The organism is Klebsiella sp. 2-CIP_Kleb., from assembly GCF_050378715.1.
Lineage (GTDB): Bacteria > Pseudomonadota > Gammaproteobacteria > Enterobacterales > Enterobacteriaceae > Klebsiella > Klebsiella quasipneumoniae.
In genome coordinates this window covers 381,937-407,601 of record NZ_JBNRLG010000001.1, presented here as the reverse complement: position 1 = coordinate 407,601, position 25,665 = coordinate 381,937, and the positions used below count along the sequence as shown (strand labels likewise).

24 protein-coding genes, 1 pseudogene and 1 riboswitch are annotated in these 25,665 nt (G+C 61.4%); of the genes and pseudogenes, 18 read left to right on the top strand and 7 right to left on the bottom strand.

From position 1 onward, the window contains the following. Nucleotides 1–3: 3 nt before the first annotated feature. Nucleotides 4–1,590 carry an oxamate amidohydrolase gene (gene hpxW / locus ACQUTP_RS02005; RefSeq protein WP_135712055.1) on the bottom strand — a complete coding sequence of 529 codons (1,587 nt, stop codon included), beginning with the start codon at nt 1,588–1,590 and terminating at the stop codon, nt 4–6. A 179-nt stretch (nt 1,591–1,769) separates the two neighbouring features. On the opposite strand from hpxW, the gene hpxU reads away from it, so the two are divergent. From hpxU to hpxK, 7 genes are all read left to right on the top strand, one after another. After that, entirely contained in the window at nt 1,770–2,609 is an 840-nt protein-coding gene (hpxU, locus tag ACQUTP_RS02000; protein WP_004176115.1) for a MurR/RpiR family transcriptional regulator HpxU, read from the top strand. Between the two features lie 214 nt (nt 2,610–2,823). Next, entirely contained in the window at nt 2,824–3,609 is a 786-nt protein-coding gene (locus ACQUTP_RS01995; protein WP_012968181.1) for a transporter substrate-binding domain-containing protein, read from the top strand. 9 nt (nt 3,610–3,618) lie between these two features. Next, nucleotides 3,619–4,284 (top strand): amino acid ABC transporter permease, encoded by a 666-nt coding sequence (locus tag ACQUTP_RS01990; protein WP_002905296.1) that lies wholly within the window; start codon nt 3,619–3,621, stop codon nt 4,282–4,284. Further along, entirely contained in the window at nt 4,284–4,940 is a 657-nt protein-coding gene (locus ACQUTP_RS01985; RefSeq protein ID WP_002905295.1) for an amino acid ABC transporter permease, read from the top strand. Before ACQUTP_RS01990 ends, ACQUTP_RS01985 begins: the two co-directional genes overlap by 1 nt. After that, nucleotides 4,921–5,658 (top strand): amino acid ABC transporter ATP-binding protein, encoded by a 738-nt coding sequence (locus ACQUTP_RS01980; protein ID WP_002905293.1) that lies wholly within the window; start codon nt 4,921–4,923, stop codon nt 5,656–5,658. The genes ACQUTP_RS01985 and ACQUTP_RS01980 overlap by 20 nt, the downstream gene beginning before the upstream one ends. A gap of 15 nt (nt 5,659–5,673) precedes the next feature. Then, entirely contained in the window at nt 5,674–6,915 is a 1,242-nt protein-coding gene (locus ACQUTP_RS01975) for a pyridoxal-phosphate-dependent aminotransferase family protein (protein ID WP_004205834.1), read from the top strand. After that, nucleotides 6,912–8,171 carry an allantoate amidohydrolase gene (gene hpxK, locus ACQUTP_RS01970; protein ID WP_004205837.1) on the top strand — a complete coding sequence of 420 codons (1,260 nt, stop codon included), beginning with the start codon at nt 6,912–6,914 and terminating at the stop codon, nt 8,169–8,171. The genes ACQUTP_RS01975 and hpxK overlap by 4 nt, the downstream gene beginning before the upstream one ends. 32 nt (nt 8,172–8,203) lie before the next feature. Here hpxK and ACQUTP_RS01965 read toward each other — a convergent pair whose 3' ends face one another. After that, nucleotides 8,204–9,181 (bottom strand): NAD(P)H-dependent flavin oxidoreductase, encoded by a 978-nt coding sequence (locus ACQUTP_RS01965; RefSeq protein WP_065877637.1) that lies wholly within the window; start codon nt 9,179–9,181, stop codon nt 8,204–8,206. Nucleotides 9,182–9,355: 174 nt separating this feature from the next. On the opposite strand from ACQUTP_RS01965, the gene ACQUTP_RS01960 reads away from it, so the two are divergent. Together ACQUTP_RS01960 and ACQUTP_RS01955 are read left to right on the top strand one after the other, a co-directional pair. Beyond that, on the top strand, nt 9,356–10,261 hold the full coding sequence (locus ACQUTP_RS01960; protein WP_072206860.1) for a LysR family transcriptional regulator: 906 nt from the start codon (nt 9,356–9,358) through the stop codon (nt 10,259–10,261). Nucleotides 10,262–10,349: 88 nt separating this feature from the next. Next, nucleotides 10,350–10,838 (top strand): E3 ubiquitin--protein ligase, encoded by a 489-nt coding sequence (locus tag ACQUTP_RS01955; RefSeq protein ID WP_428902337.1) that lies wholly within the window; start codon nt 10,350–10,352, stop codon nt 10,836–10,838. Nucleotides 10,839–11,067: 229 nt separating this feature from the next. On the opposite strand, the gene ACQUTP_RS01950 is transcribed toward ACQUTP_RS01955, so the two are convergent. Both ACQUTP_RS01950 and ACQUTP_RS01945 read right to left on the bottom strand, forming a co-directional pair. Beyond that, nucleotides 11,068–12,168 carry an NADH:flavin oxidoreductase/NADH oxidase gene (locus tag ACQUTP_RS01950; protein ID WP_428902336.1) on the bottom strand — a complete coding sequence of 367 codons (1,101 nt, stop codon included), beginning with the start codon at nt 12,166–12,168 and terminating at the stop codon, nt 11,068–11,070. 107 nt (nt 12,169–12,275) lie between these two features. Further along, nucleotides 12,276–13,883 carry an FAD-NAD(P)-binding protein gene (locus tag ACQUTP_RS01945; RefSeq protein WP_135712052.1) on the bottom strand — a complete coding sequence of 536 codons (1,608 nt, stop codon included), beginning with the start codon at nt 13,881–13,883 and terminating at the stop codon, nt 12,276–12,278. A 276-nt stretch (nt 13,884–14,159) separates the two neighbouring features. Between ACQUTP_RS01945 and ACQUTP_RS01940 the strand changes: the two genes are divergently transcribed. Beyond that, on the top strand, nt 14,160–15,392 hold the full coding sequence (locus tag ACQUTP_RS01940) for an MFS transporter (RefSeq protein WP_004205848.1): 1,233 nt from the start codon (nt 14,160–14,162) through the stop codon (nt 15,390–15,392). 39 nt (nt 15,393–15,431) lie between these two features. On the opposite strand, the pseudogene ACQUTP_RS01935 reads toward ACQUTP_RS01940, so the two are convergent. Further along, nucleotides 15,432–16,345 (bottom strand): annotated as a pseudogene (locus ACQUTP_RS01935) (DMT family transporter). 204 nt (nt 16,346–16,549) lie between these two features. On the opposite strand from ACQUTP_RS01935, the gene ACQUTP_RS01930 reads away from it, so the two are divergent. Beyond that, a complete protein-coding gene (locus ACQUTP_RS01930; RefSeq protein WP_049115384.1) occupies nt 16,550–17,650 on the top strand; it encodes an iron-containing redox enzyme family protein in 1,101 nt (366 codons plus the stop codon). Here ACQUTP_RS01930 and ACQUTP_RS01925 read toward each other — a convergent pair. Continuing rightward, entirely contained in the window at nt 17,626–18,204 is a 579-nt protein-coding gene (locus ACQUTP_RS01925; protein WP_004205853.1) for a TetR/AcrR family transcriptional regulator, read from the bottom strand. The genes ACQUTP_RS01930 and ACQUTP_RS01925 overlap by 25 nt on opposite strands. Before the next feature lie 153 nt (nt 18,205–18,357). Here ACQUTP_RS01925 and ACQUTP_RS01920 point away from each other — a divergent pair, with 153 nt between their 5' ends. Both ACQUTP_RS01920 and ACQUTP_RS01915 read left to right on the top strand, forming a co-directional pair. Next, the gene (locus ACQUTP_RS01920) at nt 18,358–18,960 is read left to right on the top strand and encodes an HAD-IB family hydrolase (RefSeq protein ID WP_049093194.1); all 603 of its coding nucleotides are present in this window, start codon (nt 18,358–18,360) and stop codon (nt 18,958–18,960) included. 71 nt (nt 18,961–19,031) lie between these two features. Then, nucleotides 19,032–19,568, top strand: a complete 537-nt coding sequence (locus tag ACQUTP_RS01915) for a GNAT family N-acetyltransferase (protein ID WP_057215306.1) — start codon at nt 19,032–19,034, stop codon at nt 19,566–19,568. A 38-nt stretch (nt 19,569–19,606) separates the two neighbouring features. Here the strand turns inward: ACQUTP_RS01915 and oxlT are convergent, their stop codons facing one another. After that, nucleotides 19,607–20,863 (bottom strand): oxalate/formate MFS antiporter, encoded by a 1,257-nt coding sequence (oxlT, locus tag ACQUTP_RS01910; protein WP_049115388.1) that lies wholly within the window; start codon nt 20,861–20,863, stop codon nt 19,607–19,609. 475 nt (nt 20,864–21,338) lie between these two features. Next, a riboswitch (guanidine-I (ykkC/yxkD leader) is annotated at nt 21,339–21,437 on the top strand. A 56-nt stretch (nt 21,438–21,493) separates the two neighbouring features. On the opposite strand from oxlT, the gene ACQUTP_RS01905 reads away from it, so the two are divergent. From ACQUTP_RS01905 to ACQUTP_RS01885, 5 genes are read left to right on the top strand one after another with little or no spacing between them, the layout of a single operon-like run. Beyond that, a complete protein-coding gene (locus ACQUTP_RS01905) occupies nt 21,494–22,552 on the top strand; it encodes a putative urea ABC transporter substrate-binding protein (RefSeq protein ID WP_049093189.1) in 1,059 nt (352 codons plus the stop codon). Nucleotides 22,553–22,576: 24 nt separating this feature from the next. After that, on the top strand, nt 22,577–23,392 hold the full coding sequence (locus tag ACQUTP_RS01900) for an ABC transporter permease (RefSeq protein ID WP_043519578.1): 816 nt from the start codon (nt 22,577–22,579) through the stop codon (nt 23,390–23,392). After that, nucleotides 23,389–24,165, top strand: coding sequence for an ABC transporter ATP-binding protein (locus ACQUTP_RS01895; protein ID WP_004205863.1), 777 nt, complete (start codon nt 23,389–23,391; stop codon nt 24,163–24,165). Before ACQUTP_RS01900 ends, ACQUTP_RS01895 begins: the two co-directional genes overlap by 4 nt. Before the next feature lie 4 nt (nt 24,166–24,169). After that, nucleotides 24,170–24,898: an urea amidolyase associated protein UAAP1 gene (locus ACQUTP_RS01890; protein ID WP_043519577.1), complete on the top strand. Its 729-nt coding sequence runs from the start codon at nt 24,170–24,172 to the stop codon at nt 24,896–24,898. A 10-nt stretch (nt 24,899–24,908) separates the two neighbouring features. Next, entirely contained in the window at nt 24,909–25,544 is a 636-nt protein-coding gene (locus ACQUTP_RS01885; protein WP_017900291.1) for an urea amidolyase associated protein UAAP2, read from the top strand. Nucleotides 25,545–25,665 lie beyond the last annotated feature (121 nt).

Sequence of the window (25,665 nt, the reverse complement as noted above, 5' to 3'; positions counted from 1 at the left end):
TCCTTAGTATCCGGCGGCGGCGCCGTTGCTGCGTGGATCGGTAGCCCCTTCAAGCAGGCCGTTGGGATGGCGGACAATGGCCCCGGCGTGGCCCATCGCTTCGCTGAAATCGGCCAGCACTTCCACCTCGTGCCCCAGATCGCGCAGACGCGCGATGCAGGCGGGGGCAAAGCGTCCCTCCAGCTTCAGTGAATCCGAGGACTGGCCCCAGGTGCGGCCCAGCAGCCAGCGCGGACGGGAGATGCTCTCCTGCAGCGGCGCCCCCTGCAGGATATAGCGGGTAAACAGCGCGGCCTGGGTCTGCGGCTGACCGTCGCCGCCCATCGAGCCATAGACCATCACCCGGCCATCGTTCAGGCGCGCCGCGGCGGGGTTGAGGGTATGGAACGGCTGTTTGCCAGGGGCCAGCGCCAGGAGATGCTGCGGATCGAGGCTGAAGGCCGCCCCGCGGTTTTGCCAGACGATCCCGGTGTCCGGGATCACCACGCCGCTGCCAAACTCGTGATAGATGCTCTGAATGAATGACACCGCCAGCCCGCTGTTATCCACGACGCCCATCCAGACGGTATCGCCCGGGCCTTTGCCGCCGCCCCAGGGGGAAGCGCTGGCGTCGTCGATGCTGTCGGCCAGCGGCTGCAGGGCTTCCGGGGTGAGCAACTGCTGCACATCCACATCCAGATGGCGCGGATCGGTGATATGCGCATCGCGCAGGGCAAACGCCCGCTTGGTGGCTTCGACGATGCGGTGCACCGTTTGCGCGTCGTCGGCATCCGCCATCTTCAGACGGTCGGTAATGCCAAGGATCGCCAGCGATACCAGCCCCTGCGTGGGTGGGGCAAGATTCCACAGCGTTCCCTGCTGGTGCTGGAGCGTCAGCGGCGCCGGACGCCGGGCGCGGTGGGCCTGCAGGTCGCCGAGGGTGACAGGCATCCCCAGCGCGGCCATACCCTGCGCCAGACGCTCGGCCAGCGGCCCGCGATAAAAGCTGTCGAGACCGTCGCTGGCCAGCATGCGCAGCGTTCCGGCGAGGGCGGGCTGGCGGAAGCGGCTGCCGGTCCGGGGGGGCTCGCCCGCCATCAGCCAGGTTTCGCTGAAGCCCGGCTGATGGCGCAGCTCTTCCAGTTTGCTGGCGGTGGCGTGGGCCTGCGAGGCGGTGACCGGAATGCCGTCTTCGGCATAACCGATCGCATCGGCCAGCAGGCGCGCCACCGGCAGCGCGCGGCCGGTTAAGTCCCGAGAAATACGCAGCGCCTCGTCCCAGCCGCTAACGGTGCCGGCGACGGTCAGCGCGGCCTGCGGCCCCCGGTGGGGGATATGCCGCTGACCGGCATAGGCCGCGAGGGTCGCCAGCGACCCGGCGGCCCCGCTGGCGTCAATGGCGATGGGGTCTCCCTCAGGCGGCACGATCAGCCAGAAACCATCCCCACCCAGGCCATTCATATGAGGATAGACGACGGCGATGGCCGCCGCGGCAGCCACCATCGCTTCAATGGCGCTGCCGCCCTCGCGCAAGATGGCCAGCGCGCTCTGGCTGGCGAGGTGGTGGGGAGCGACCGCCATGCCGTGGGTCGAAACGTTGCTACTGTGCATAAATTATCCTTTCTGAACGAATCACCCGCAGAACACTGCAAAAGCTGTTCCAGCTCTGAACGTTTCGTTTCATTGATAAAAACAATGACCGGAATTTTCCCGCTGGCACGCTATGTGTAAGGCATAGCAGATACAGTATGATGAGGGATGGATGATGAAACGAAAGTTACAGGGGCGCTATGCAACAACTCGATGAACGACTGAAAGGGCAATACGCCTCGCTGTCGCCGCAGGAACAGCGGGTGGCGGATTTCATCTTTGACCACTTTGATGACCTGATAAGCTACAACAGCGCCGAGCTGGCGCAGCTGAGCGGCGTATCGAAAGCCACCGTCAGCCGGCTGTTCAAGCGCCTGGGCTATGACAAATATAAGGACATGCGCGATGAACTGCGCACCCTGCGCCAGAGCGGGATGCCGTTGACTGACCAGCGCGACGCGGTGCAGGGTAACACGCTGCTGGCGCGTCATTATAAGCAGGAGATGGCGAACCTCACCCAATGGGTCAACGCCCTTGACGCGCGCCAGTTCGCCGAGGCGCTGACGGCGATGGTGGCCGCGCGCCGCATTGTGGTGATTGGTATGCGCAATGCCTATCCGGCGGCGCTGCACCTGCGCCAGCAGCTGCTGCAGGCCCGCGGTCAGGTGCTGGTGCTGCCCCAGCCTGGGCAGAGCCTCAGCGAAGAGCTGGTCGATCTGACCGCCGATGATCTGGTGGTGATGATGGCATTTCGCCGGCGGCCGCGGATCGTCCGCCCGCTCCTGCAGCAGCTGCAGCGAGATGGTGTGCCGGTCCTGTTAATGTGCGAGCCGCAGGCCCACAGTCTGTTCCCGCTCTCCCGCTGGCAGCTCTGCGCGCCGCTGGACAGCGTCTCGGCTTACGACAGCTATGCCTCGGTCAACAGCCTGATCAATCTGCTGGCCAATGCCTTTCTGCACGAAACGCTCGATAGCGGTCGTCCGCGCATCCACGATATCGCTACGCTTTACCAGCAGCTGGACGAGCTGGAACAACGGTGATGGGGCGCCAGCGTGGTGCTGTGCATCAATATGGTGCATATTGTTCCGCGTTCTGGCGCCGTTGTTTTTTGTTCTTCGGCTCCTTACTGCCTGTCCTTTCTCACTTTTAGCTTAAATTCCTCGCCAACCCGCGCATCGACCGTATCTGGCACATTAGTTGCAAAAACAGATTCAAAGAATCTTTTGTTTCATGCTAACGTAACGGGTAAACATCATGAAGAAACTGTTGATCGCACTGGCCGGGGCCGCTTGTCTCCTTTCGTCTGTTTCTGCTGCGCAGGCTGACCAGCTCCAGGATATTGAAAAACGCGGCGTCATCCGCATTGCCGTGCCCCAGGATTTTCCGCCGTTCGGCTCGGTGGGGACTGACCTGCAGCCGCAGGGGTATGACATCGATATGGCGCGCTATCTGGCGAAGTCGATGAAGCTCAAGCTGCAGCTGGTCCCGGTGACCAGCGCCAACCGCGTGCCGTATCTGCAGACCGATAAGGTGGACCTGGTGATCTCCAGCCTCGGCAAGAACGCCGAGCGCGAGAAAGTGATCGACTTCAGCCGCGCCTACGCCCCGTTCTTCCTCGGGGTGTTTGGCCCGAAAGGGGCGGAGCTGAAGGACGCGGCCGCGCTGAGCGGTAAAAGCATCGGCGTGACCCGTGGGGCGGTGGAAGATATGGTGCTGACCAGCGTGGCGCCGCAGGCGGCGCAGATTAAGCGCTACGAGGACAATAACACCACGCTGTCGGCCTATCTGTCGGGCCAGGTGCAGTATGTCGCCACCGGTAACCTGGTGGTGGCGGCCATCTCCCGGCAGAACGCTGACAAAGCGCCGGTGCCGAGCTTTATGCTGAAGGACTCGCCGTGCTTTATCGGGCTGAAAAAGAACGAACCGGCGCTGAAGGAGAAAGTGGATACCCTGATCGAGCAGGGCATTAAGGACGGCACCCTCAACGGTTTGTCTGAGAAGTGGCTGAAAGCGCCGCTGCCTGCCAGCCTCGGCGCGTAAGGTCTGTGGATGACGGAGCAACTTCATTTTTCTGAGCTCTGGCCGCACTGGCCGGAGCTGCTGGCCGGTCTGTGGGTGACGGTGCAGCTGACGGTGCTGGCGACGATCGGCGGACTGGCGATTGGGATCCTCGGGGCGGCGATCCGCAGCGGCCGCCCGGGCGTCCTCAGCCGGATCTGGGGCGGATATGTGGAAATCATCCGTAACACGCCGTTCGTGGTGCAGCTCTTTTTTATCGTTTTTGGTTTACCGAACCTGGGTCTGAAGATGACCGCCGGCGAAGCGGCGCTGCTGGCGATGGTGGTTAATCTTGGGGCTTACAGCACCGAGATCGTGCGCGCCGGCATCCAGGTGACGCCGAAAGGCCAGTGGGAGGCCGGACGCGTGCTCGGGCTCAGCCGGACGCAAACTTTCGTTCGCGTGGTACTGCCCCCGGCGCTGCAGCGGATTTATCCGGCGCTGGTTAGCCAGTGCATCATCGTGATGCTCGGCTCGTCGGTGGTGTCGCAGGTCTCCTATGAGGAGCTGACCTTCGCCGCCAACCTGATCCAGTCGCGGACGTTTTTGAGCTTTGAGGTCTATCTGGTGACCACCGGGATCTACTTAGCGTTATCGATAGCGATGCGCCAGCTGCTGATGGCGGCGGGGCGTAAATGGCTGGGGGTGCAGGCATGATGACCACCTTTACCGACTGGGACATTATCCGCAACCTGCTGCTGGCCGGTCGCTGGACGGTGCTGCTGTCGCTGGTCGCGTTCACCGGCGGGGCGCTGGTGACCTTACCGCTGCTGCTGCTGCGCCTGACCGGCGGACGGCAGGTGAAACGGCTGATCCGCGGCTACGTCGAACTGTTTCAGGGGACGCCGCTGCTGATGCAGCTGTTTCTGGCATTTTTCGGCGTAGCGCTGTTCGGCATCGACGTCTCGGCATGGACCGCGGCGTCGGTGGCTCTGACGCTTTATACCAGCGCCTTTCTGCTGGATATCTGGTTCGGCAGCATTCGCGCGCTGCCGAAAGGCCAGTGGGAAGCCTCGCGCTGTCTCGGGCTGAGCTTCGGCCAGACCCTGTACCGGGTGGTGGCGCCGCAGGCGCTGCGCATCGCCATCGCGCCGACGGTGGGGTTCGCCGTGCAGGTGATCAAAGGCACGGCGCTGGCATCGATTATTGGCTTTGTGGAGCTGACCAAGGCAGGAACCATGCTGACCAACGTCACTTACCAGCCGTTTAAAGTGTTTGCCCTGGTGGCGCTGGGCTATTTCATTCTGTGCTATCCGCTGTCCCGCTACAGCCGTTATCTGGAGAACAAATTCAATGCCTCTCATCACCATTAATCAGATGCAGAAGTACTACGGCGACAACCATGTGCTGAAGGGCGTCGATCTGGATATCGACATGGGGGAAGTAATCTCGATCATCGGCCGCAGCGGCTCGGGCAAAAGCACCCTGCTGCGCTGCATCAATGGTCTGGAGGGGTACCAGGAGGGGAGCATCAAGCTCGGGGGCATGACCATAACCGACCGCGATTCCCAGGCCCGGGAGATCAGCCGCTCCATCGGCATGGTGTTTCAGAACTTCAATCTCTTTCCGCACATGACGGCGCTGGAGAACGTCATGCTGGCCCCGCGGCGGGTGCTGAAGAAGTCTCAGGCCGAATGTCGCGAGCTGGCGCAGCGGATGCTGGAGAAGGTCGGTCTTGGCGATCGTCTGGATTACTATCCGGCCAACCTCTCCGGCGGCCAGCAGCAGCGCGTGGCCATCGCCCGGGCGCTGGCCATGTCGCCAAAAGTTTTACTCTGTGACGAAATCACTTCGGCGCTTGACCCGGAACTGGTGGGCGAAGTGCTGAAGGTGCTGGAGCAGCTGGCGGCGGAAGGCATGACGCTGATCCTCGTCACCCATGAAATGAATTTTGCCCGCGAAGTGGGCGACCGCGTGGTGTTTATGCATCAGGGGCGCGTCTGGGAGCAGGGCGACAGCAAAACGCTGTTCGCCAGTCCGCAGACAACCGAACTGAAACAGTTTATCTCCTCGGTGCGCGGTCTTAACTAACGTAAGGAATGGCAGATGGATATCACTCAGTTTTCGCAAATTAACCCGCCGCAGCGCCTGCTGATGGGCCCGGGGCCGATCAACGCCGACCCGCGCGTGCTGCGCGCCATGGCGAGCCAGCTGGTGGGTCAGTACGATCCGGCGATGACCCACTACATGAATGAAGTGATGGCGCTGTACCGCGGCGTATTTCGCACCGAAAACCGCTGGACGATGCTGGTGGACGGCACCTCCCGCGCCGGTATCGAAGCGATTCTGGTGTCGGCGATCCGGCCGGGTGACAAGGTGCTGGTGCCGGTGTTCGGCCGGTTTGGTCATCTGCTGTGCGAGATTGCGCGCCGCTGCCGGGCAGAAGTACACACCATCGAGGTGCCGTGGGGGGAAGTCTTTACCCCGGACCAGGTTGAAGACGCGATCAAGCGCGTGCGCCCGCGCCTGCTGCTCACCGTGCAGGGCGATACTTCGACCACCATGCTGCAGCCGCTGGCGGAGCTGGGAGAGATTTGTCGTCGCCACGACGTGCTGTTCTATACCGACGCCACCGCGTCGCTCGGCGGCAACCCGCTGGAAACCGACGCCTGGCAGCTGGACGCGGTGTCCGCCGGGATGCAGAAGTGCCTGGGCGGCCCCTCCGGCACCTCGCCCATCACCCTCAGCCCACGGATGGAAGAGGTCATCCGCCGCCGCCGCTGCATTGAGCAGGGGATCCGCACCGATGCCCACCACGATGGCGTCGACGAGATGATCTACTCCAACTATTTCGATCTCGGCATGGTGATGGATTACTGGGGGCCGGAGCGCCTGAACCACCATACCGAAGCGACCTCAGCGCTGTTCGCCGCCCGGGAGTGCGCGCGCCTGATCCTTCAGGAGGGACTCGACAACGGCATCGCCCGCCACAAGCTGCACGGCGATGCGCTGCTGAAAGGGATCCAGGCGATGGGGCTCGAGACCTTTGGCGACCTGCGGCACAAAATGAATAACGTGCTGGGGGTGGTGATCCCCAACGGGATCAACGGCGATCAGGTGCGTAAGCTGATGCTGGAAGATTTCGGCATTGAGATTGGCACCTCGTTCGGCCCGCTGCACGGTAAAGTCTGGCGCATTGGCACCATGGGCTATAACGCGCGTAAAGACTGTGTGATGCAGACCCTCAGCGCGCTGGAGGCGGTCCTGAACTACCTCAAGTTCACCACCACCCAGGGCGCGGCGATGCAGGCGGCCTGGGATCACTACCGCACCGAGGCCACCCTATGAGTGATACCGTCCGCCAGCAGGCGGAGAGAGAGGCGGCCGCCAGCCGGGTGATGGCGCGCGCCGACCAGCTGGCCGCCCTCAGCGAAACCGCCGACGCCCTGACCCGGGTCTATCTGTCGCCGGAGCATCTGCAGGCCAACCAGCTGGTGGGCCAGTGGATGCAGGCCGCCGGCATGATGGTGTGGCAGGACAGCGTCGGTAATATCTGCGGTCGCTATGAAGGCGTGCAGGAGGGCGCGCCGGCGGTGCTGCTGGGCTCTCATCTCGACACCGTGCGCAACGCCGGGCGCTACGACGGCATGCTCGGCGTACTGGCGGCGATTGAGGTGGTTCAGCGTCTGCACCAGCAGGGGCGACGGCTGGCGAAGGCTATCGAGATCGTCGGCTTTGGCGATGAAGAGGGTACCCGCTTCGGCATCACCCTGTTGGGTAGCCGCGGCGTCACCGGCACCTGGCCCGAAAGCTGGCTGTCGCAGTGCGATGCCGACGGGGTGAGCGTCGCCCAGGCGCTGGTGAATGCCGGACTCGATCCGGCGCGGATCGCCCATGCCGCCCGCAACCCGCAGGATATCGCCGCCTATCTCGAACTGCATATCGAGCAGGGGCCGTGCCTGGAGCAGGCGGGTCTGGCGCTCGGCGTGGTGGAGGCGATTAACGGCGCCCGCCGCCTGACCTGCCGCTTTACCGGCGAAGCCGGCCATGCCGGCACGGTGCCGATGCTCCATCGTAAGGACGCGCTCGCCGCGGCGGCGGAATGGATGGTGCAGGTGGAAAGCCTGACCCGGCAGCGCGGCGGCAACCTGGTGGCGACGGTCGGCACCCTGCGCTGTGCGCCGGGCGCGGTGAATGTGATTCCGGGCGAGGTGCAGCTGACGCTGGATATTCGCGGCCCGCAGGATGCACCGCTGGCGGCGCTGCTGGAAGAGCTGCTGGCGCAGGCGCAGGCCATTGCCGGGCGCCGCCAGCTGAGCTTCACCGCCGAGGAGTATTACCGTATCGCCGCCACCGCCTGCGACAGTCAACTGCAGGCGGTTCTGAGCGAGGCGGTGACGGCGGTGCAGGGGCGTTCACTGACGCTGCCGAGCGGCGCAGGGCATGACGCCATCGCCATCGCCGAGCGCTGGCCATCGGCCATGCTGTTTGTGCGCTGCCTGGGGGGCGTCAGCCATCACCCGGCGGAGTCGGTCACCGCCGCCGACGTCGGGCTGGCTATCGACGCGTTCTCCCGGGCGGTAGAGAAGGTAGCTGACGCCTGATCGCGCCGGTTGCCGAGCCCCGGCTGGCGGTTTCACACCGCCAGCTGGTTGACTACCTCGGCGACGGAGGCGATGGCATGGATGTTGCCGATCCCCGCCCCCAGCGAGATATACCCCTCATCGGTATTCCCCTCCAGCATGCCCAGCCGCATTCCGCGCAGACCGCCCATCGCCTGGGCCAGCTCGGCCTTTGAGGCTCCGGCCCGGTCCATGGCCACCAGCTTGTCGCTCAGTTTGCCAGGCAGGGCGCGGTAGTAGTCCGGCAGCGTACGAAACAGCCGCAGATCCAGGCCGTTGGCGGCGAGAATTTTCGCTTTCACCGAGTCGGGAACGCGACTTTCGACGGTGCTGATGAATACCGAACCGGCGAAGACGCCTTCCGCGCCGAGGGCGTGAGCAGCGCGCGCTCCCCGGGCGTCGGTGATGCCCCCCGCGCCCATCACCGGAACCCGCTGAACAGCGTCAACGATCAGCGGGACGATAGTGAAGGTCCCCATTGCGGTAGCCGGCAGCGTGCCGCCTTCGTCAAAGCCGGTGGCGACGATGATGTCCGCTCCGGCCTGCTCCGCGCGACGGCTGTTCTCCGGCGTCGGGTTAATATCGCGGTAGATAATGGTGATCCCGGCGGTTTTCAGCTCATCGAACAGCGCCGGTTTTAACGAACCGTCTCCGTAGCCGGTGTAGACCACCACCTTAACACCTTCCTCTTTGATCACCGGCAGGATCGCCGGCGTCCAGATGTCGTTTTCCGCCGTCGGGATCAGGTTGACGCCAAAGGGTTTCTCAGTCAGCTGTTTGGTTTTGCGGATCTCTTCGCGCATTTTCTCTGCCGTCGCCTCCGGCGTGGAGACGGCGGTTGCCGCCGTCAGGCCGGCGTTCGGGCCCAGCACCCCGAGACCACCGGCGTTGCCGACGGCCGCCACCAGACGAGCATCGGTCAGCCAGGAGAGCGGGCCCTGGACTACCGGTTTTTCAATACCCAAAATGCGGGCCACACGGTTAGTTTGCATGATATTTTTCCTTGTACGTTAATGAGTTATCAATTTCTTCGCCCCAGCGATGCGGCAATGAGGGCAGTGTAGGCGCCTTTATTGTTTTAAAAAATGAGCAAAAACTTTCATCACTGTTATTAAATTGGTAATAATTGAGGCAGGCGAAGAGACGGGGAGCGAGCCGTTATGCAGATGAATCTGTTTGAAAATATTAAAATCTTTATTGAAATCGTCGACGCCGGTAGCTTTGCCCAGGCGGCGGAAAATTTGCAGATCCACCGGCCGGCGGTGACCAAAGCGCTGCAGCAGCTGGAGCGGGAGAGCGGTGTCAGGTTGCTGCAGCGCACTACCCGCCGCCTGTATCTCACGCCGGAAGGAGAAGAGTTTTATCGGCGCAGTAAACCGCTGCTCTCCCAGGCCGACGATCTGCTGGAGTCGTTCGCGCCGGACCGGCCGATCCGCGGCCAGCTACGCGTCGATATGCCAATCGCTTTTGCGCGGCTGCTGGTGATCCCGCATCTGGCGGATTTTTATCAGGCCCATCCGGAAGTGGAAATTGTCCTCAGTAGCTCCGATGTGCGCCGGGATATGCTGCGCGATGGCCTGGATTGTCTGCTGCGGGTGGGGGATCTGGAGGATGGCGACTATGTGGCGCGCTCGCTGGGGGAGGTGGCGTTAACCACCTGCGCGAGTCCTGCGTATCTGGCTCGCTATGGAGCGCCCGCCACGCTGGAGGAACTGCAGTCGCACCTGGCGGTGAACTGGGTAAACAGCAGCAGCCGACAGATTATGCCCTGGCGATTCCAGACCCCGGAGGGCATCAGGCAGATCGCCATCCCCGGTAAACTGGTGCTGGACAACTCAGAAGTTTTTACCGCCGCCGGGCTGGCAGGGCTGGGCATGCTGCAGGGAATGCGATTCTTTCTACAACCCTATATCGACAGTGGGGAGCTGGTAGAAATTCTGCCGGACTTCCCGGCGCCGCGTCGGCCACTGTCGCTGCTCTATCCGCACCGGCATCTCTCGCATAAGGTGCGGGTGTTTGCCGAGTGGCTGCAGGGGCTGGTGGCGACGCTGGATCGACCGGTGTCGCCTTGACTCTGGTGGCTGAGCGTTTATATATAAAATGTGAATGCTATTAAGGCAATAAATCACAAGGCTGGATAATGACTCAACCTGTAAGGGAATGCTGATGAAACTCTGGAATAAAACACTGCTTGCTTCCGCCCTTTGCCTGACCCTGTTTGGCTGCGACGATGCGTCGAAAGTGGATAACAAACTGGATAAGGCCAAAGATAATGCGGAGCAGATAAAGGATGCCGCGGCGGACAAAGCCCAGGCGATTAAGCAGGATGCGGATAAGCAAATTGATACGCTGAAAAGCCAGGCCGACGCCGAGGCCGATCGTCTGAAGGATCAGGCCAGCGCCATCAAGGCGGAGGCGGACAAGAAAGCGGATGCCATCGCCCAGCAGGCGAAAGCCCAGGCCGATGCGGTGAAGCAGAACGCAAAGCAGGAAAGTGACCGCATAGTCAAAGAGGCGGGTCAGATTAAAGACAACGCCATCGGTGACGCCAATCAGCTTTCGGCGGAAGCGGCGAGCAAAACCAAAGCCATTCAGGACAGTATCGCGAAGGATAAACAGAACACCACGCCACCGCCCGCCCAGCAGTAACTCGCGGTGTTTGCCGGGCCGTCGCCCGGAAATATAGGGAGCGGAGCCTGATAGATTGCCCGGCGGCGCTGCGCTTGCGCGGGCCTACGCAGGGGGCCGGTTGGCTGCGCAATGACCGGGCATCACCCTTTTGTAGGCCGGGCAAGACGACGCCGCCCGGCATATGGACCGCAATAACATCCTGCTGAGGGGTATCTTACGATACCCCTTTTTTATGCCCGCCGCGGGTTCAACGGTTTGGCAGCAGGGTGCCTTTCAGGCCGTGTGGCTCGGAGCGCAGATATTGCGAAGGAACGCGAACCTGGGCGCCGAGGCTGGCGGCAGCGTGCCATGGCCAGTGCGGATCGTAGAGCACCGCGCGGGCGAGGGCGATCAGGTCGGCATCGCCATTCTCCAGCGCCGCTTCCGCCTGCTGCGGGTCGGTGATCAGCCCTACGCCAATCACCGGGATGGCTACCTGCTCGCGAATGTCGCGGGCGAAAGGCAACTGGTAGCCCGGACCGACGGTGATGGCCTGCTGCGGCGACAAACCGCCGCTGGAGACATGGATATAGTCGCTGCCCAGCGCTTCCAGCTGCTGGCTGAACTGAATGGACTGCTCGCCGTCCCAGCCGCCTTCAACCCAGTCGGTCGCCGACAACCTGACGCCCACCGCCATGGCGTTGCCCACCGCCTCGCGGATTGCCTTAAACACTTCCAGCGGATAGCGCATTCGGTTTTCCAGCGAACCGCCATACTCGTCACGGCGCTGATTGCTGAGCGGTGAAAGAAACTGGTGCAGCAGATAGCCGTGAGCGGCGTGCAGCTCAATCAGCTCAAAGCCCAGGCGTTGGGCGCGCAACGCGCTGGCGACAAAGGCCGCTTTGATGCGTGCCAGATCGGCATGGCTCAGCTCGGCCGGGGCGCGGTCGCCGTCGTGAAACGCCACCGCGGAGGGGGCGACGGTCTGCCAGCCGCCCTGGTTGAGCGCCAGCTGATGGCCACCCTGCCAGGGGGCCGCGCAGGAGGCCTTGCGCCCGGCATGCCCCAGCTGGATCCCCAGAGGGATCGGTGACCAGGCCCGGATATCCTCCACCACGGCACGCAGGGCGTTTTCGGTTTCATCATCCCACAGCCCCAGATCCCTAGGCGAGATACATCCCGCCGGCTCTACTGCCGTGGCTTCCAGAATTAACAGGCCGGCGCCGGAGAACGCCAGCTGCCCGAGGTGGATCCGGTGCCAGGAGGTTGCCTTCCCCTCGTCGGCAGAATACTGACACATGGGGGCGATAACGATACGGTTATCCAGCGTCAACTGACCAATACGCGTCGCGCTAAAAAGATGACTCATGAGTACCTCGTAAATGTTAGACGTGGTCTTGCACGGGGGCGAACAGCCACTGTTTATAGCACGCCTGCTGGCCCCCCTTTATTCGGATATTGCGTTTAAACGTCCTGCTATTCGATAAACCAGAGACGACGCCGCCGGCCAGTTGCCTGCTGGGAGACCGCGCGGGCCATTGCGCTGCCAATCTCGGCGCTGGCCGTCAGCCCCTGGACAAAGGGGCGATCGTGCATCAGCCAGGGAAGAGCGCCGAAGGCGACCCGGCCGCGCACGGCCTCCGGCGCCTGCAGCGTGTAGTCATCGCCAACGTCAGGAATAGCGTCGCCGCAGGCCAGCAGCTGCTGGCGCAGTGAAGGAAAGGGCAGATCCCGGGTTTTCAATGCTTTCTGTCCGCGGGCATCGATAAAGACATCGAATTCACAGCGCTGCTGATGATGGACAATCAGCGTCCGGTCAGACTCGCGCTGCAGCTCGTAATTCTCACCCAGCGCCACAGTTCGCAGAATGCCCGCCCGGTGCAGAGCCAGCAGCCGGCGAATGGACTCCGGCGGGATCGCAGCGTAGTTATCAATAAACACGCGGGCGAGCCCCTGGCGGAAGCGACGGCTGTCCTCGTCGTTGAGCTGCGGCACCACGGTTTCAATCGCCTCGTGCAGGCGGAGAATGGCATAGCGCCAGGGCACCGTGTGGCGCTCACGCTTATTGCGCTCCACCTCCTGCAGATTGTGCTGCGCCCACTGGAACGGGTCATGGGTGAGACGGTCAGCAAACCAGGCGTCGGCGATGCTGTCAGGCGTCAGCTGGCGCAGCCCCGTCGCCTCGCACCAGGCCGGGGCGGCATATTCCAGCTCATGGACGATCAGCTGGAACACCCGATCCAGCAGGCCGTCGCTGCCCTCAGCGACGGCCGCCTCAAGGGCGGCGGGGGTGGCGATCTCCAGCGGCTCCCACGGGATCGGGCAGTAAAAATCGGCCTCCGGCAGCACGCCGTTACGTGACATCAGCGTGATCTCCAGCGCGTCGCTGCCGGGATGCAGGGAAAAATGGGTGGTTTTGTCGTGCTCAGTATGGAAAACGCCGTGGCGGGCCACCACCGCCACGGCGGCATCAATCGCGCTTAAGGAGGTCCCGAGGATCCCGACCCGACAGGGGGCGATGCGGGCCTCCATCAGGCCGGTCCACGGACTGGGGAAGTACTGCCGGCTGGCACGTTCTTCTTCAGGCCACAAATGGCCGGTGGCAATCACCACCAGATCGACCATTACCGGCTGTGCCGCGCCGTCGGTGTGGATGGCGATCCCGACGGGCTGCACCGCAATATCTGTGACCTCACAGGACTCGCAGACGCTCACCACGAAGCCGGCGTCTCTGGCCCGTTGCACAAGATATAGAAAGCGGTCGCGGTAGTACTCGCCGAGGATCACCCGCGGCAGAAACTGGCGCTCATGCAGAGCCTGCCGTTCAAGACCGCGCGCCGCCAGCCAGTCGTCGCTCTGCTGCTGCAGCCATTGCAGATAGGTCAGGTCAATAGGGGGGATCTCAATGCTGGCAATATTGGCCAGCATCTGCGCCGCGGTATTATCGTCGCTATAGGGCATACCCACCCCGGCCTGCGCCTCTTTTTCAAACAGCGCGATCGATAGCGGCTCACCACGCTTCACCAGTTCATACAAGGTGTAAATCCCCGTCGGCCCGGCGCCGACGATGGCGATTCTCTTCATGATTCTCTCCCTTCCTGTGGGTGGATGCGGCATCTGGGGCAGTGCACTGAAGCCAGCCTGTCCTTAATTCTGGTCGAAAATTAGCGAACCGGTGGGCCGTCGCACGCAATTTGAAACAAATTAGCGTGCTAATAAACTTGCCGACGGCTGGAAAAGGGGTGTAATTAACAAAAGAGCAACTTTCTATACAAACAATTTACACAAGCGGTGGCACCAGCCTGCTCTGCCGGACGCCGCGCAAGCTCCCGGCAACGCCGTCGGGATAGGGATGACAAGATGCACGGCTGGACTTCACGACAGCGCAACGCGGCGATCGCCAGTTTTTTAAGCTGGACGCTCGATGCTTTCGACTTTTTCCTGTTGGTTTTTTTACTGAGCGATATCGCCCACTCGTTTCACGTCGACCTTGAAGAGGTCACCCTGGCGATTCTGCTGACCCTTGCCGTGCGGCCTGTCGGCGCGCTGATCTTCGGCAGGGCGGCGGAAAAGTTTGGCCGCAAACCGATCCTGATGCTCAACATCGTTTTCTTCTCCGCCTTTGAGCTGCTCTCCGCCGCGGCGCCGTCGTTGATGCTGTTTTTTCTGCTGCGGGTGCTGTACGGCGTGGCGATGGGCGGGATCTGGGGCGTGGCTTCGTCGCTGGCGATGGAGACGATCCCTGACCGCTCGCGCGGCCTGATGTCCGGTCTGTTCCAGGCGGGGTATCCCTTCGGCTATCTGCTGGCGGCCGTGGCCTACGGGCTGTTGTTTACTCAGCTCGGCTGGCGCGGGATGTTTGTCATTGGCGCCGCCCCGGTGCTGCTGTTGCCGTTTATCTATTTCTGCGTCGAGGAGTCCCCGGTCTGGCTGGCGGCACGGCAGAGTAAAGCGAGCACGGCTCTGCTGCCGGTGTTGCGTAGCCACTGGAAGCTGTGCCTGTACCTGGTGGTGCTGATGGCGGCCTTTAACTTCTTCTCCCACGGGACGCAGGATCTCTACCCTGTCTTTTTGAAAGTCCAGCACGGCTTCGAGCCTAAAACGGTCAGCATTATCGCGGTGTGCTACAACATCGCCTCGATCATCGGCGGGGTTTTCTTCGGCTCGCTGTCGGAGAAGATTGGCCGGCGCAAAGCGATTATGAGCGCCGCCCTGCTGGCGCTGCCGGTGATCCCGCTGTGGGCTTTCGCCAGCGGCTCGCTGGCGCTGGGGGCCGGGGCGTTTCTGATGCAGTTTATGGTGCAGGGCGCCTGGGGGGTGATCCCTACCTGGCTCAACGAACTGGTTCCGGCCAACACCCGGGCAGTGCTGCCCGGCTTCGTCTATCAGTTGGGGAATCTGCTGGCCTCGGTGAATGCCACCCTGCAGGCCTCCATTGCCCAGCACCACGGGCATAACTACGGCCTGGCGATGGCCCTGGTGGCCGGGACGGTGGCGATCGTCATTACCATTCTGACCTTCTTTGGCCGTGAGGGCCGGATGACGCAACCCGCCGGGACGGCGCCTCACCAGCCGCTCTCCACCAGCCGTTAAGTGCTGACGCCGGGCGTTGTCAGACGCCCGGCAGACAAGCTAACCGCGAAGGCGAACCGTCGCCGCCTGGCGTTTCTCCAGCGAGCAGATGCCAATCCCCAGCATAATGAACAGCGCGCTGAACAGGTGCCAGGCATGCGGCTGGGTATGCAGGAAGAGGATGCTCAACACCCCGCCGGAGAGCGGGATGATATGGGTGTAAATCTCCCCCCGCGTGGCGCCAATCGTAGCGATACCTTTATTCCAGAAAAGATAGGCCAGCCACGACGGGAAAATCACCAGATAAGCCAAACCGCTGAGGAAAAACGGCTCACGCCAGGCGGTCCAGTCCTGCGCCGGGTGGCGCATCAGCCAGAAGGCGACGATCGGCAGCAGGAGCAGGGCGCCGAGCAGCGAGCTGACGGCGACAAAGCCATTCGCCGGGATGCGGCGGTCCTTCAGACGTAACAGCGAACAATAGAGCGCCCAGCTCAGCGCCGAACCCATCGCCCACAAATCGCCGACGGAAAAGGTATGCAGCGAGGCGGCATGCAGCGGATCCCCCTGGAATAAGAGGATCATCACCCCAAGAGTGCTGAAGACCACCCCCAGCCAGTTGCGGGCCGATACCGGGTCGCGAAAATCAGCCGGTTAATCAGCAGCACCATGCTCGGCGTGGCGGACATATAGATGGCGGCGTTGAGGGCGGAGGTAGTTTGCAGACCGATATAGAGCGTGAGCGGGAAACTGACCTGACCGCACAGGGTGAGCACCAGCACCGCCGGGGCGTTTTCCTGCAGCAGGTGACGACTGTCGGCAATTTGCCGGCGGTAGAGCAGGCCCAGCAGCAGCGCCGTCAGCGCCCAGCGCGCTTCGGTCATCAGGATTGGATCCACGCCCTGAACCAGCACGTGACCGACAACGTAATTCCCCCCCCAGAACAGGGCGGCCAGCGTCAGTAACAGATAGGGCATAGTGATTCCTTGTGTCGTTTGTCACTGTACTGGATGGTAACGTTATTATTTTTATAATATCAATAATATTTTAGTGGTTTTTGTTTATTTGGTTTAAATTCTCTAAAAAAAACAGCGTGTTATCAATATGAATGAAATTTACGTTGCCGCATTGTGAGCGGTACTATACCGTATAGTCGCCATGCATTTCACAGGGATAAATTCATGCGTAATACCGACAATGGGGTCATTGGTCGTGACCAAACCGCGGTGATGGCCAGGCTGGCGCTGGATGAGTTAATTGACCAGCTTCTGCACAGTAACGCGCTGTCGCTGAAGTTGACGGCCAATCCGCAGGTCGCCGACAGAGCCTGGCATCTGACTGAGAATACCTGCATCCGCGCCTTCTCCGCTGACGACCCGCAGGCCAAAAAGCGCGCGCACCATGCGCTGTTCATCCTCTATCAGTCCTGGCTTGCCGACCCGCTCTCGCCGGCGGCTGCCAATCAGTTTCATCCGCTGCTCTCCGGGATCCGAAATTACATTGAGTCTGAGTGGCTGCGGGCGGAAAGCAAACGTTTCCACCGCCAGAGACCGGTGCTCAATGCCGGCAATATCGTCGACGAACTGCGCGCTCTATGCCAGCAGCACCCGGCGTCTCATCATCCGCTGTTCGATTTCCTTGCCAGCGAGGCCTCCGCCGCGCAGATCGACTATTTCTTCAAAAGCGACAGCGCGCTGAATCTGCTTTTCTTCGATCTGGTGGCGATGGGGCTGGTGGGCTCGTTGCCGGAAACCCGCGCCGAGATTGCGCAGAATCTGTGGGATGAGATAGGTCAGGGCAGCACTGAGATCACCCACGTCAATCTGTATAAGGATTTACTGAAGCGGCGGAATATCGCCTTACCGGACAATCATTTCGCCCATCTGTACGAGTGGCAGGGGCTGGCCGGGTATAACGCCTTTATGGTCGGCGGCGTAAATCGTCAGCATTACTACAAATCACTGGGGGTGATGGCGATGACCGAACTGCTCGACCCGCCGCAGTATGAAAAACTGGTGGCGGGCTGTCGGCGGATTGGGCTTTCCGATCGCGACGTGCATTACTATGCCGAACATATCACGGTCGATATCGGCCATGCGGACGGTTGGCTGAACAATGTGATTGTGCCGATTGGCAAAAAACATCCGGCGGCGATGGAGGAGGTCTACTTTGGCGCCGCGCTGCGCCTGCAAACCTGCAACGATTACTATGATGGCCTGCTGGCGGCGCTGCAGTCGCTGGACGGCAGCGCATCATCTCACAGCGTACCGCCTTCTGAGTAAATAAGCGCTTTGGCCGCGCTCCAGGCGGTCGTCCCCGGCGGGATCTCCCGGCATTCGGCGGATTCGGCCTGCTGGGCGGCGATGGCGCCATCGATGAGCATCACCATCATCATCGCGACCCGTTCGGCAGGCTCTGGTTTTAATACCAGAGTCAGGATATCGCGGAAAAACTGCCACAGGCGCGACTTGAACCGGGAGCACTGCTCCCGGATCGCCGGCGATGACGCGCCATATTCGAACAGCGCGCGGGTGAACATGCAGCCGTGGAACGTTTCGCAGGTCAACCAGCACTGATAGTAGTCGAACACGGCGAACAACTTCTCCCGCGCGGTGGCTTTATCCGCGGTGATCTGCGTGAGATCCTGCATAAACTCGCTCTCTTTTTGCCGGAGGATAGCCAGAATGAGCGCCTCTTTATCGGCATAGTAGCGGTAGAAGGTCATTTTGGAGATGCCGGCATGCTCAGCAATCCGCTCAATGCTGGGGGACTGATATCCTTCGCGATTAAACAGCGCGCTGGCGTGGCGGAGAATGTCCGCTTGTTTTGGCTTCATGCGTTTTCCTGTCGACTGGTTCGCTGTCACAACGGCCGGAGACACGGCCGTCCTGCGACAGCGGTGCATTATGCCGGATATTGCCGCCAGGCGGGGAAAAAGTAAATCAGCCGCACCTTAGCGGCGCCGGTGTGTCTGTATAAGGTTACAAGGATGAAGAAGAACATTGCCTTTTTTGACTTCGATGGCACGATCACCCACGAAGATACGTTTACCCCTTTTATTTATCAGTCCCTCAATGCGAAAGCCATTCGTCAGGGCAAATTGCGGCTGTTGCCGTATATTCTCGCCTGGAAAATGGGCTGGCTTTCCGCCTCTGCCATCCGGCAAAAAGTATTTCATTATGCTTTTGCCGGGAAATCGCAACCTGAGATCCTGCAGCGCGGGAACGATCATAGCCAGGTATTTATTCCCCATACACTGCGGGAGAACGCGATGCAGCGCATAGCCTGGCATCAGGCGCGAGGGGACACCGTGGTGGTGGTTTCAGCCTCGCTGGATGTCTATCTTCGACCGTGGTGCCAGCAGCATAATCTTGAGCTGCTGTGCAGCGAAGTGGAATTTCAAAACGGGGCAGCGACCGGAAAGTATCAGGGGGGAGACTGCAGCGGCCTGGCCAAAAAGGCGCGTATCCTGGCGAACTACTCCCTGGCCGATTACGAGGAGATCTTCGCCTACGGCGATACGCCGGAAGATTTCGCCATGCTGGCGCTGGCCACCACTCAAATCTATCGCTGGGATGAGGCTCCGCCATGAGCCTGGCAGCGCCAGGCTGCGCAGGTTAAGATGACGCGCTATTGCCCGGCTCACCAGGAAGAAGAGAAGAGATGTTGCTACCCCTGACCACGCCCCGGCTGCTGCTGCGCCGGTTCAGAACGGAAGATCTGCCGTCTTTCAGCCATTATCGCAACCTGCCGGAAGTGGCCCGCTTTCAGAGCTGGAGCCATTACGGGATGGCAGAGGCGACAGCCTTCTATGAACAACAGCGTTCGCTGGCCTTTGCTGAGGATGAAAGCTGGTTCCAGCTTGCCGTAGCGATCCAGGCCAACGGTGCGCTGGCGGGAGATGTGGGGATCCATTTTTTCGATCGGGGCAGACAGGCCGAGCTTGGGATGACCTTTTCCCCGGCATATCAGCATCAGGGGTATGCCCGGGAAGCCATGAGGGCGGTGATAGCCTTACTCTTTGAGCAGTTAGCCCATCACCGGCTAATAGCGGTGGTAGACACTCGCAATACCGGGGCGATCAAACTTCTGGAAGGGCTGGGCTTTCGTCGCGAGGCGCATTACCGGCAGAATATCTTTTTTAAAGGCGAGTGGGGCGATGAGTATCTGTACGCGCTGCTGCGCAGCGAATATCAGTGAAGTGACGGCATGGCCGTCACTTCTGTCCGGCCGGGCGATCAGCTATGTTGGCGGATAAAGCGCGCGCGCCACGGTTTTAGCACCCACAGCGCGAGGGCGGCGGTGATAAAATCCAGACCAATGGCGCAGCTGAAAACCACATGCCAGCCGTGGGTGTACTGATAGAGCAGCGCCGCCAGCGGGCCGCCGAAGATTGACCCGATGCCCTGCGAAATATACAGCCAGCCATAGTTGCTGGCGGCATGTTCGCTGCCAAAGGTATCAGTGAGCGTCGACGGGAAGAGCGAGAAGATCTCCCCCCAGCCAAAGAACACCACCCCGGAGAGCAGGACAAACAGCAGCGGATCTTCCCGGCACGCCAGCCAGAGCGTCATCGCCACTCCCTCCAGCGCAAAGGCGATAAACATGGTTTGCTCGCGGCCGAAGCGGTCGGAAATAAAACCAAACAGCGGCCGGGTTAAGCCGTTGGTGAAGCGGTCTATCGTTAACGCCAGCGGCAGCGCCGCCATGCCAAACACCACCGCCTGGCTAATGCCGAAGTCCTCGGCGAACACCGCCATCTGCGAGGTGACCATCAGCCCGGAAGTCGACATCATTGCCATCATGGCAAACATCAGCCAGAACAGCGGCTGGCGCAGCATTTCCCGGGAGGTAAACGATCTGCTGCTCTGCGCCACCGTCTGGCTGACGGGCAGGGAGACAGCAGGCGGCGGCAGCTTCAGCCCCTGACTGGCGAGGAAGCCGACGAGGGCGAAAAGGATCCCGAAAGTTGTCAGCGTGTGTTCAAGGCCGTTAGTGGTCAGCGACAGGGAGATGGGGAAAGTGGTTATGATCGCCCCCATCCCGTAGCCCGCCGCCACCGCGCCGGCGGCAAAACCCCGCTGCCTTGGGAACCATTTAACCATCAGGCCGACAACGCCGATATAGACGATCCCGGTCCCGAGGCCGCCCATGCAGCCATAAACCAGCCACAGCGTCGCCAGGCCCTTCACCTGCGCAGAAAGCACCCAGCTCATTCCGGCCATCACCGTGCCGATAGCGATCAGCCGCCGTGGGCCAAATTTTTCCACTAACCGCCCCTGAAAGGGCGAAAAGAAGGTCTGGAGGATGATCAGCAGCGAGAAGGTGACCTGCAGCTCGGGCAGACCGACGCCCAGCCTGGCGGCCAGGGGTTTCGTCAGCAACGTCCAGACATATTGCGGGCTGGAGATGGCGGCCATACAGATCAAGCCCAGCACCAGCTGGCGCCATTTGTCATATTTCGGGGTAACCAACGGTTCGCTGAGTGTCGTCATGTTGTTCTCCGTTTTCAGTTAACAGACTTCCGTGAAACGCATTCACCCTGGATGCCTCACGGAAAGGGGAAGGTGGCGACCGCAGAGTGACGACGTGTTGTGGCCATACGGCATACGATCTTGTCCACATCGCGGTATACAAGCGCACAGCATTAAACGTGCCACCTAAAATAATCATTTATATTCAAGATATTAATGTTATGAGGTGGGATCTGAAGGGATGCGGCATGGTGAGCAAGCGGCACTGAGGCGGTGCAAATGCGTGATTGCGGTGCGCGGGGAAACACGCCGATATGCGGGAAGGCATGCTTATCTTTCCTGCACCAAAGCCATGCAATGCCCCACTTTTACTCCCCATTTTTGGGAGGCGATGCGCCGGTTGGCGGTAAATCACCGATGAAACGGCTATTTGGCTCCTGGCATGGCGCTTGCAAGAACATCGGCAGAAAGCAGCGCAACAGACAATTCAGATCACACAATAGCTGGCTAGGGTTCCGGTTCACCGCGGTGAACGTCTGGTCCGAGAGCTGGCGACCTCGGCGAGGTTACACGGCGGGATAAAAGCCCGGGAGACAGCAGCACCGTTGGGTGTCGCGCTGCTCCGTTTCTCGTGCTAACCAGAGGTCCACCATGAAAACATCGCCGCTCCTCCGCTCACTCGTCCTGTCGCTGACGCTGCTGACCAGCGTCCCGTCCTTTGCCGCCGTCAAAAAAGAGTTCAACGTCTGCTGGACCATCTACGCCGGCTGGATGCCCTGGGGCGCCATCAGCAATGAAAAGATCATTGATAAATGGGCCAGCAAATACGGCATCAAAATCAATATCGTTCAGCTCAACGATTACATCGAATCCATCAACCAGTACACCGCCGGGCAGTTTGACGGCTGCACGATGACCAACATGGACGCGTTGACGATCCCGGCGGCGGGCGGTGTCGACAGTACGGCGCTGATCACCGGCAGCTACTCCGACGGTAACGACGGGGTGGTCCTCAAAGGGGCGGATAAAAAGCTCAGCGACCTGAAAGGAATGTCGGTGTATCTCCCGGAGCTGTCGGTATCCCACTATCTGCTGGTGCGCGGCCTGGAAAAAGCCGGGCTGCAGGAAAAAGACGTCAAGGTGGTGAATACCTCCGATGCCGATATCGTCTCGGCCTTCGGCACCAGCGGCGTGCGGGCGGCGGTGGCCTGGAATCCACAGCTGTCGGTTATCAAAAAGACCCCGCAAACCAGCGAAGTGTTTAGCTCCTCGCAGGTGCCCGGCGAGCTTATTGACATGATGGTGGTGAATACCCAGACCCTGAAAGATAACCCCGCGCTGGGCAAAGCCCTGACCGGCGCCTGGTTTGAAATGATGGCCAAAATGAAGGCCGGGGATAGCCAGGCGTTGAGCGCCATGGCCGCCGACGCCGGTACCGATCTTGCCGGCTATCAGGCGCAGCTGAAAACCACCCATCTGTTCTGGACGCCTGCCGACACCCTGGCGTTTATCTCCTCGCAGGATCTGGCGAAAACCATGCAGCGAGTGGCGCAGTTCTCGTTCGATAAAGGCCTGCTGGGTGAAGGGGCGCAGAGCGCGGACTTTATCGGCATGACCTTTCCGGGAAATGTCACCCTCGGCGATGCCGCCAACCGCAAACTGCGCTTTGACGACAGCTACCTGAAGCTGGCCGCCGCGGGCCAGCTCTAATGATTGCCGCCGGGAGACCACGCCATGCGCCACATTAACCGTTATCCCCAAAAGGGGATGCGCCTGACGCTGATGCTGCTGCCTTTTGTCGTGCTGATCGCCGCCTGGTTTATGGGATCGGCGGTGCGGCTGGAAGCCAATCCGCAGGACAAGTTGCTGCCAGGCCTGTCGCAGATGGTGGCAGCCATTGACCGGATGGCGTTCACCCCGGACAAACGCAGCGGCGAGTATCTGCTGTGGGCCGATACGCTGATCAGCCTGAGCCGTCTGCTGACGGGCCTGGCCGTCTCGTCGCTGATCGGCCTCGTCATCGGCATCGCCGCCGGCGTCTTCCCGATGTACCGCGCGGCGCTGTCGCCGCTGCTGACGGTGGTGTCAATGATCCCGCCGCTGGCGATCCTGCCGGTGCTGTTTATCGTCTTTGGCCTGGATGAGCTGTCGAAAGTGATGCTGATCGTCATCGGTATTACGCCGATGCTGGCGCGCGACCTGGAGCAGCGGGCGCAGGAGATCCCGGCGGAGCTGTTTATTAAGGCGCAGACCCTCGGCGCCAATAGCTGGACCCTGGTGCTGCGGGTGGTGCTTCCCCAGCTGCTGTCGCGGCTGATCACCTCCCTGCGCCTGCTGCTGGGCTCGGCATGGCTGTTCCTCATCTCCGCCGAGGCCATCTCCGCCACCGCCGGGCTGGGGTACCGCATTTTCCTGGTGCGGCGCTATATGGCGATGGACGTGATTATTCCCTATGTCATCTGGATCACTTTGCTGGCATGGCTGATGGATCTGGCGCTGCGCCAGCTGCACAAGGCCTGTTTCCCGTGGGCGGAAGGAGGTCGGGGATGAGTTTCATCGACATCAAAAACATCTGGCAGGAGTACGGCGACCACGTGGTGCTGGAGCGCATCAATCTGCAGGTGAAAGAGGGCGAGTTTTGCTCGATGGTCGGCGCGTCCGGCTGTGGTAAATCGACCTTTCTGCGCCTGCTGCTCGGTCAGGAAAAACCGACCCGTGGTGCCATCCTGCTCGACGGCCAGCCGCTGGCGGCGGAGCCGGACCGCAGTCGTGGTGTGGTCTTCCAGCGCTATTCGGTGTTTCCGCATCTCAACGTGCTGGATAACGTCGCCATCGGTCTGGAGCTGCCGGCGTCCCCGCTGCTGGGGCGCCTGTTTGGCGGCAGAAAGCGCGAGGCCCGGCAACAGGCCCAGCGGATGCTGGAGAAAGTGGGCCTGGGACACGCCCTGGATAAATACCCGGCGCAGCTCTCGGGCGGGATGCAGCAGCGGCTGGCCATTGCCCAGGCGTTCGTGATGCAGCCGCGGGTGCTGCTGCTGGACGAGCCCTTCGGCGCGCTGGATCCCGGCATTCGCAAGGATATGCATGCGCTGCTGCTCCAGCTGTGGAGCGAAACGCGCATGACGGTGTTTATGGTCACCCACGACCTGGCGGAAGGCTTCAACCTCGGCACGAGGCTGCTGGTGTTCGACAAAGTGCGCATCGACCCGCAGGCGCCCAACGCCTGGGGAGCGCGTATTACCTACGACATCCCGCTCAATGAAGCGCGGATGGCGCAGCTGGCCGCCGGTAGCGACACCAACGTTTACGCATTAAGGAGATAAATTGATGACTGAACTGCTTCACTCCACCCCCAGCCTGCGCGAAGAGCAGCTTCCCGGCGGGGCGCACACCTCGCTGATTTTGCGCAAAGGGCAGATCCTGCGCCTGACCGATATCGACGGCGGGGCGAACGTCAGCATGATGATGCTCAACCCCCATGAGAAAAGTGAGCGCCTGAACCTGCCGGATACCCTCAAGGGGCAGCATACCGCGCGTCTGACCGCCGGGCACTGTTTCTACTCCGATATGGGCCGGGTGCTCGCCGGGATCGTCGCCGACAGCTGCGGCTGGCACGATCCGTTCGGCGGGGTCCTTAACGCCGAAGAGACGCACGACAAATATGGCGCCGGACGCTACCAGGAATTACGCAATGGCTTCTACCGCAACGGCGTCGATAACCTGCTGGTGGAGATGGGGAAATGGGATCTCGGTCTGGAAGATCTGCTGATGGTGGTCAACTTCTTCAGCAAAGTCACCGTCGATGACGAGGGGCGCTTTCACTTTGTCTCCGGCAACAGCCGCGCCGGGGATTACGTGGAACTGTATGCCCCGATGGACGTCCTGCTGGTGCTCACCGCGCTGCCGCATCCCCAGGATCCGGCCACCGAGTATGCCCCCCGTCCGGTGCAGCTGAGCTGGTATCAGGCCGACGATGAAGACGCAGCCACCCAGGCGCTCCTGACCCGCGATGAGAACCAGCGCGCGTTCCGCAATACCCAACTTTTTGCCCTGTAAGGAGGCGTTTATGACCCTTATCACCAGTAACCGACGCCCGGAAGAGGCCGTCTATCGCCATGTGATCCCCGCTGGGGAGCCGTGGCTGTTTGAGGTAAAAAAAGGGCAAACCCTGCGCCTGCTCGATCTCGAAGGCAACCAGGCGATTGATACCCTGTTTTACAACGCCGACAACCCGCGCGAGCGCTACGATGCGCAGCGCACGCTGCGCCGCCAGGGTAACGCCTACCTGACCGCCGGCAGCGTGCTCTATTCCAATCTTGGTCATCCGCTGATGACCATCGTGGCCGATACCTGCGGGCGGCACGATACCCTCGGCGGCGCCTGCGCCCAGGAGAGCAACACCGTGCGCTACGCTCTCGACAAGCGCTATATGCACAGCTGCCGGGACAATTTTCTCTGCGCCTGTCTGCACGATGGCCGTCTGCATAAACGCGATATCGGCGCCAACATTAACTTCTTTATGAACGTGCCGGTGACGCCGGAGGGTGGTCTGACCTTCGAGGATGGCATCTCGGCGGCGGGAAAATACGTGGAACTGCGCGCGGAGTGTAACGCCATGGTGCTGATCTCCAACTGCCCGCAGCTCAACAATCCCTGCAACGGCTGGAACCCGACCCCCGCCGAGGTGCTGGTATGGAACTGACCCGCTGGCAGCGCTGGCGTTTGCTGGCCTTTCGGCTGTTCGCCGTTCGCGCCGACCGCCTGAACCACACGCCGACGCGCCACCTTTAAGCGCCGGCTCTCCCGGGGACGACCTCAGGGGA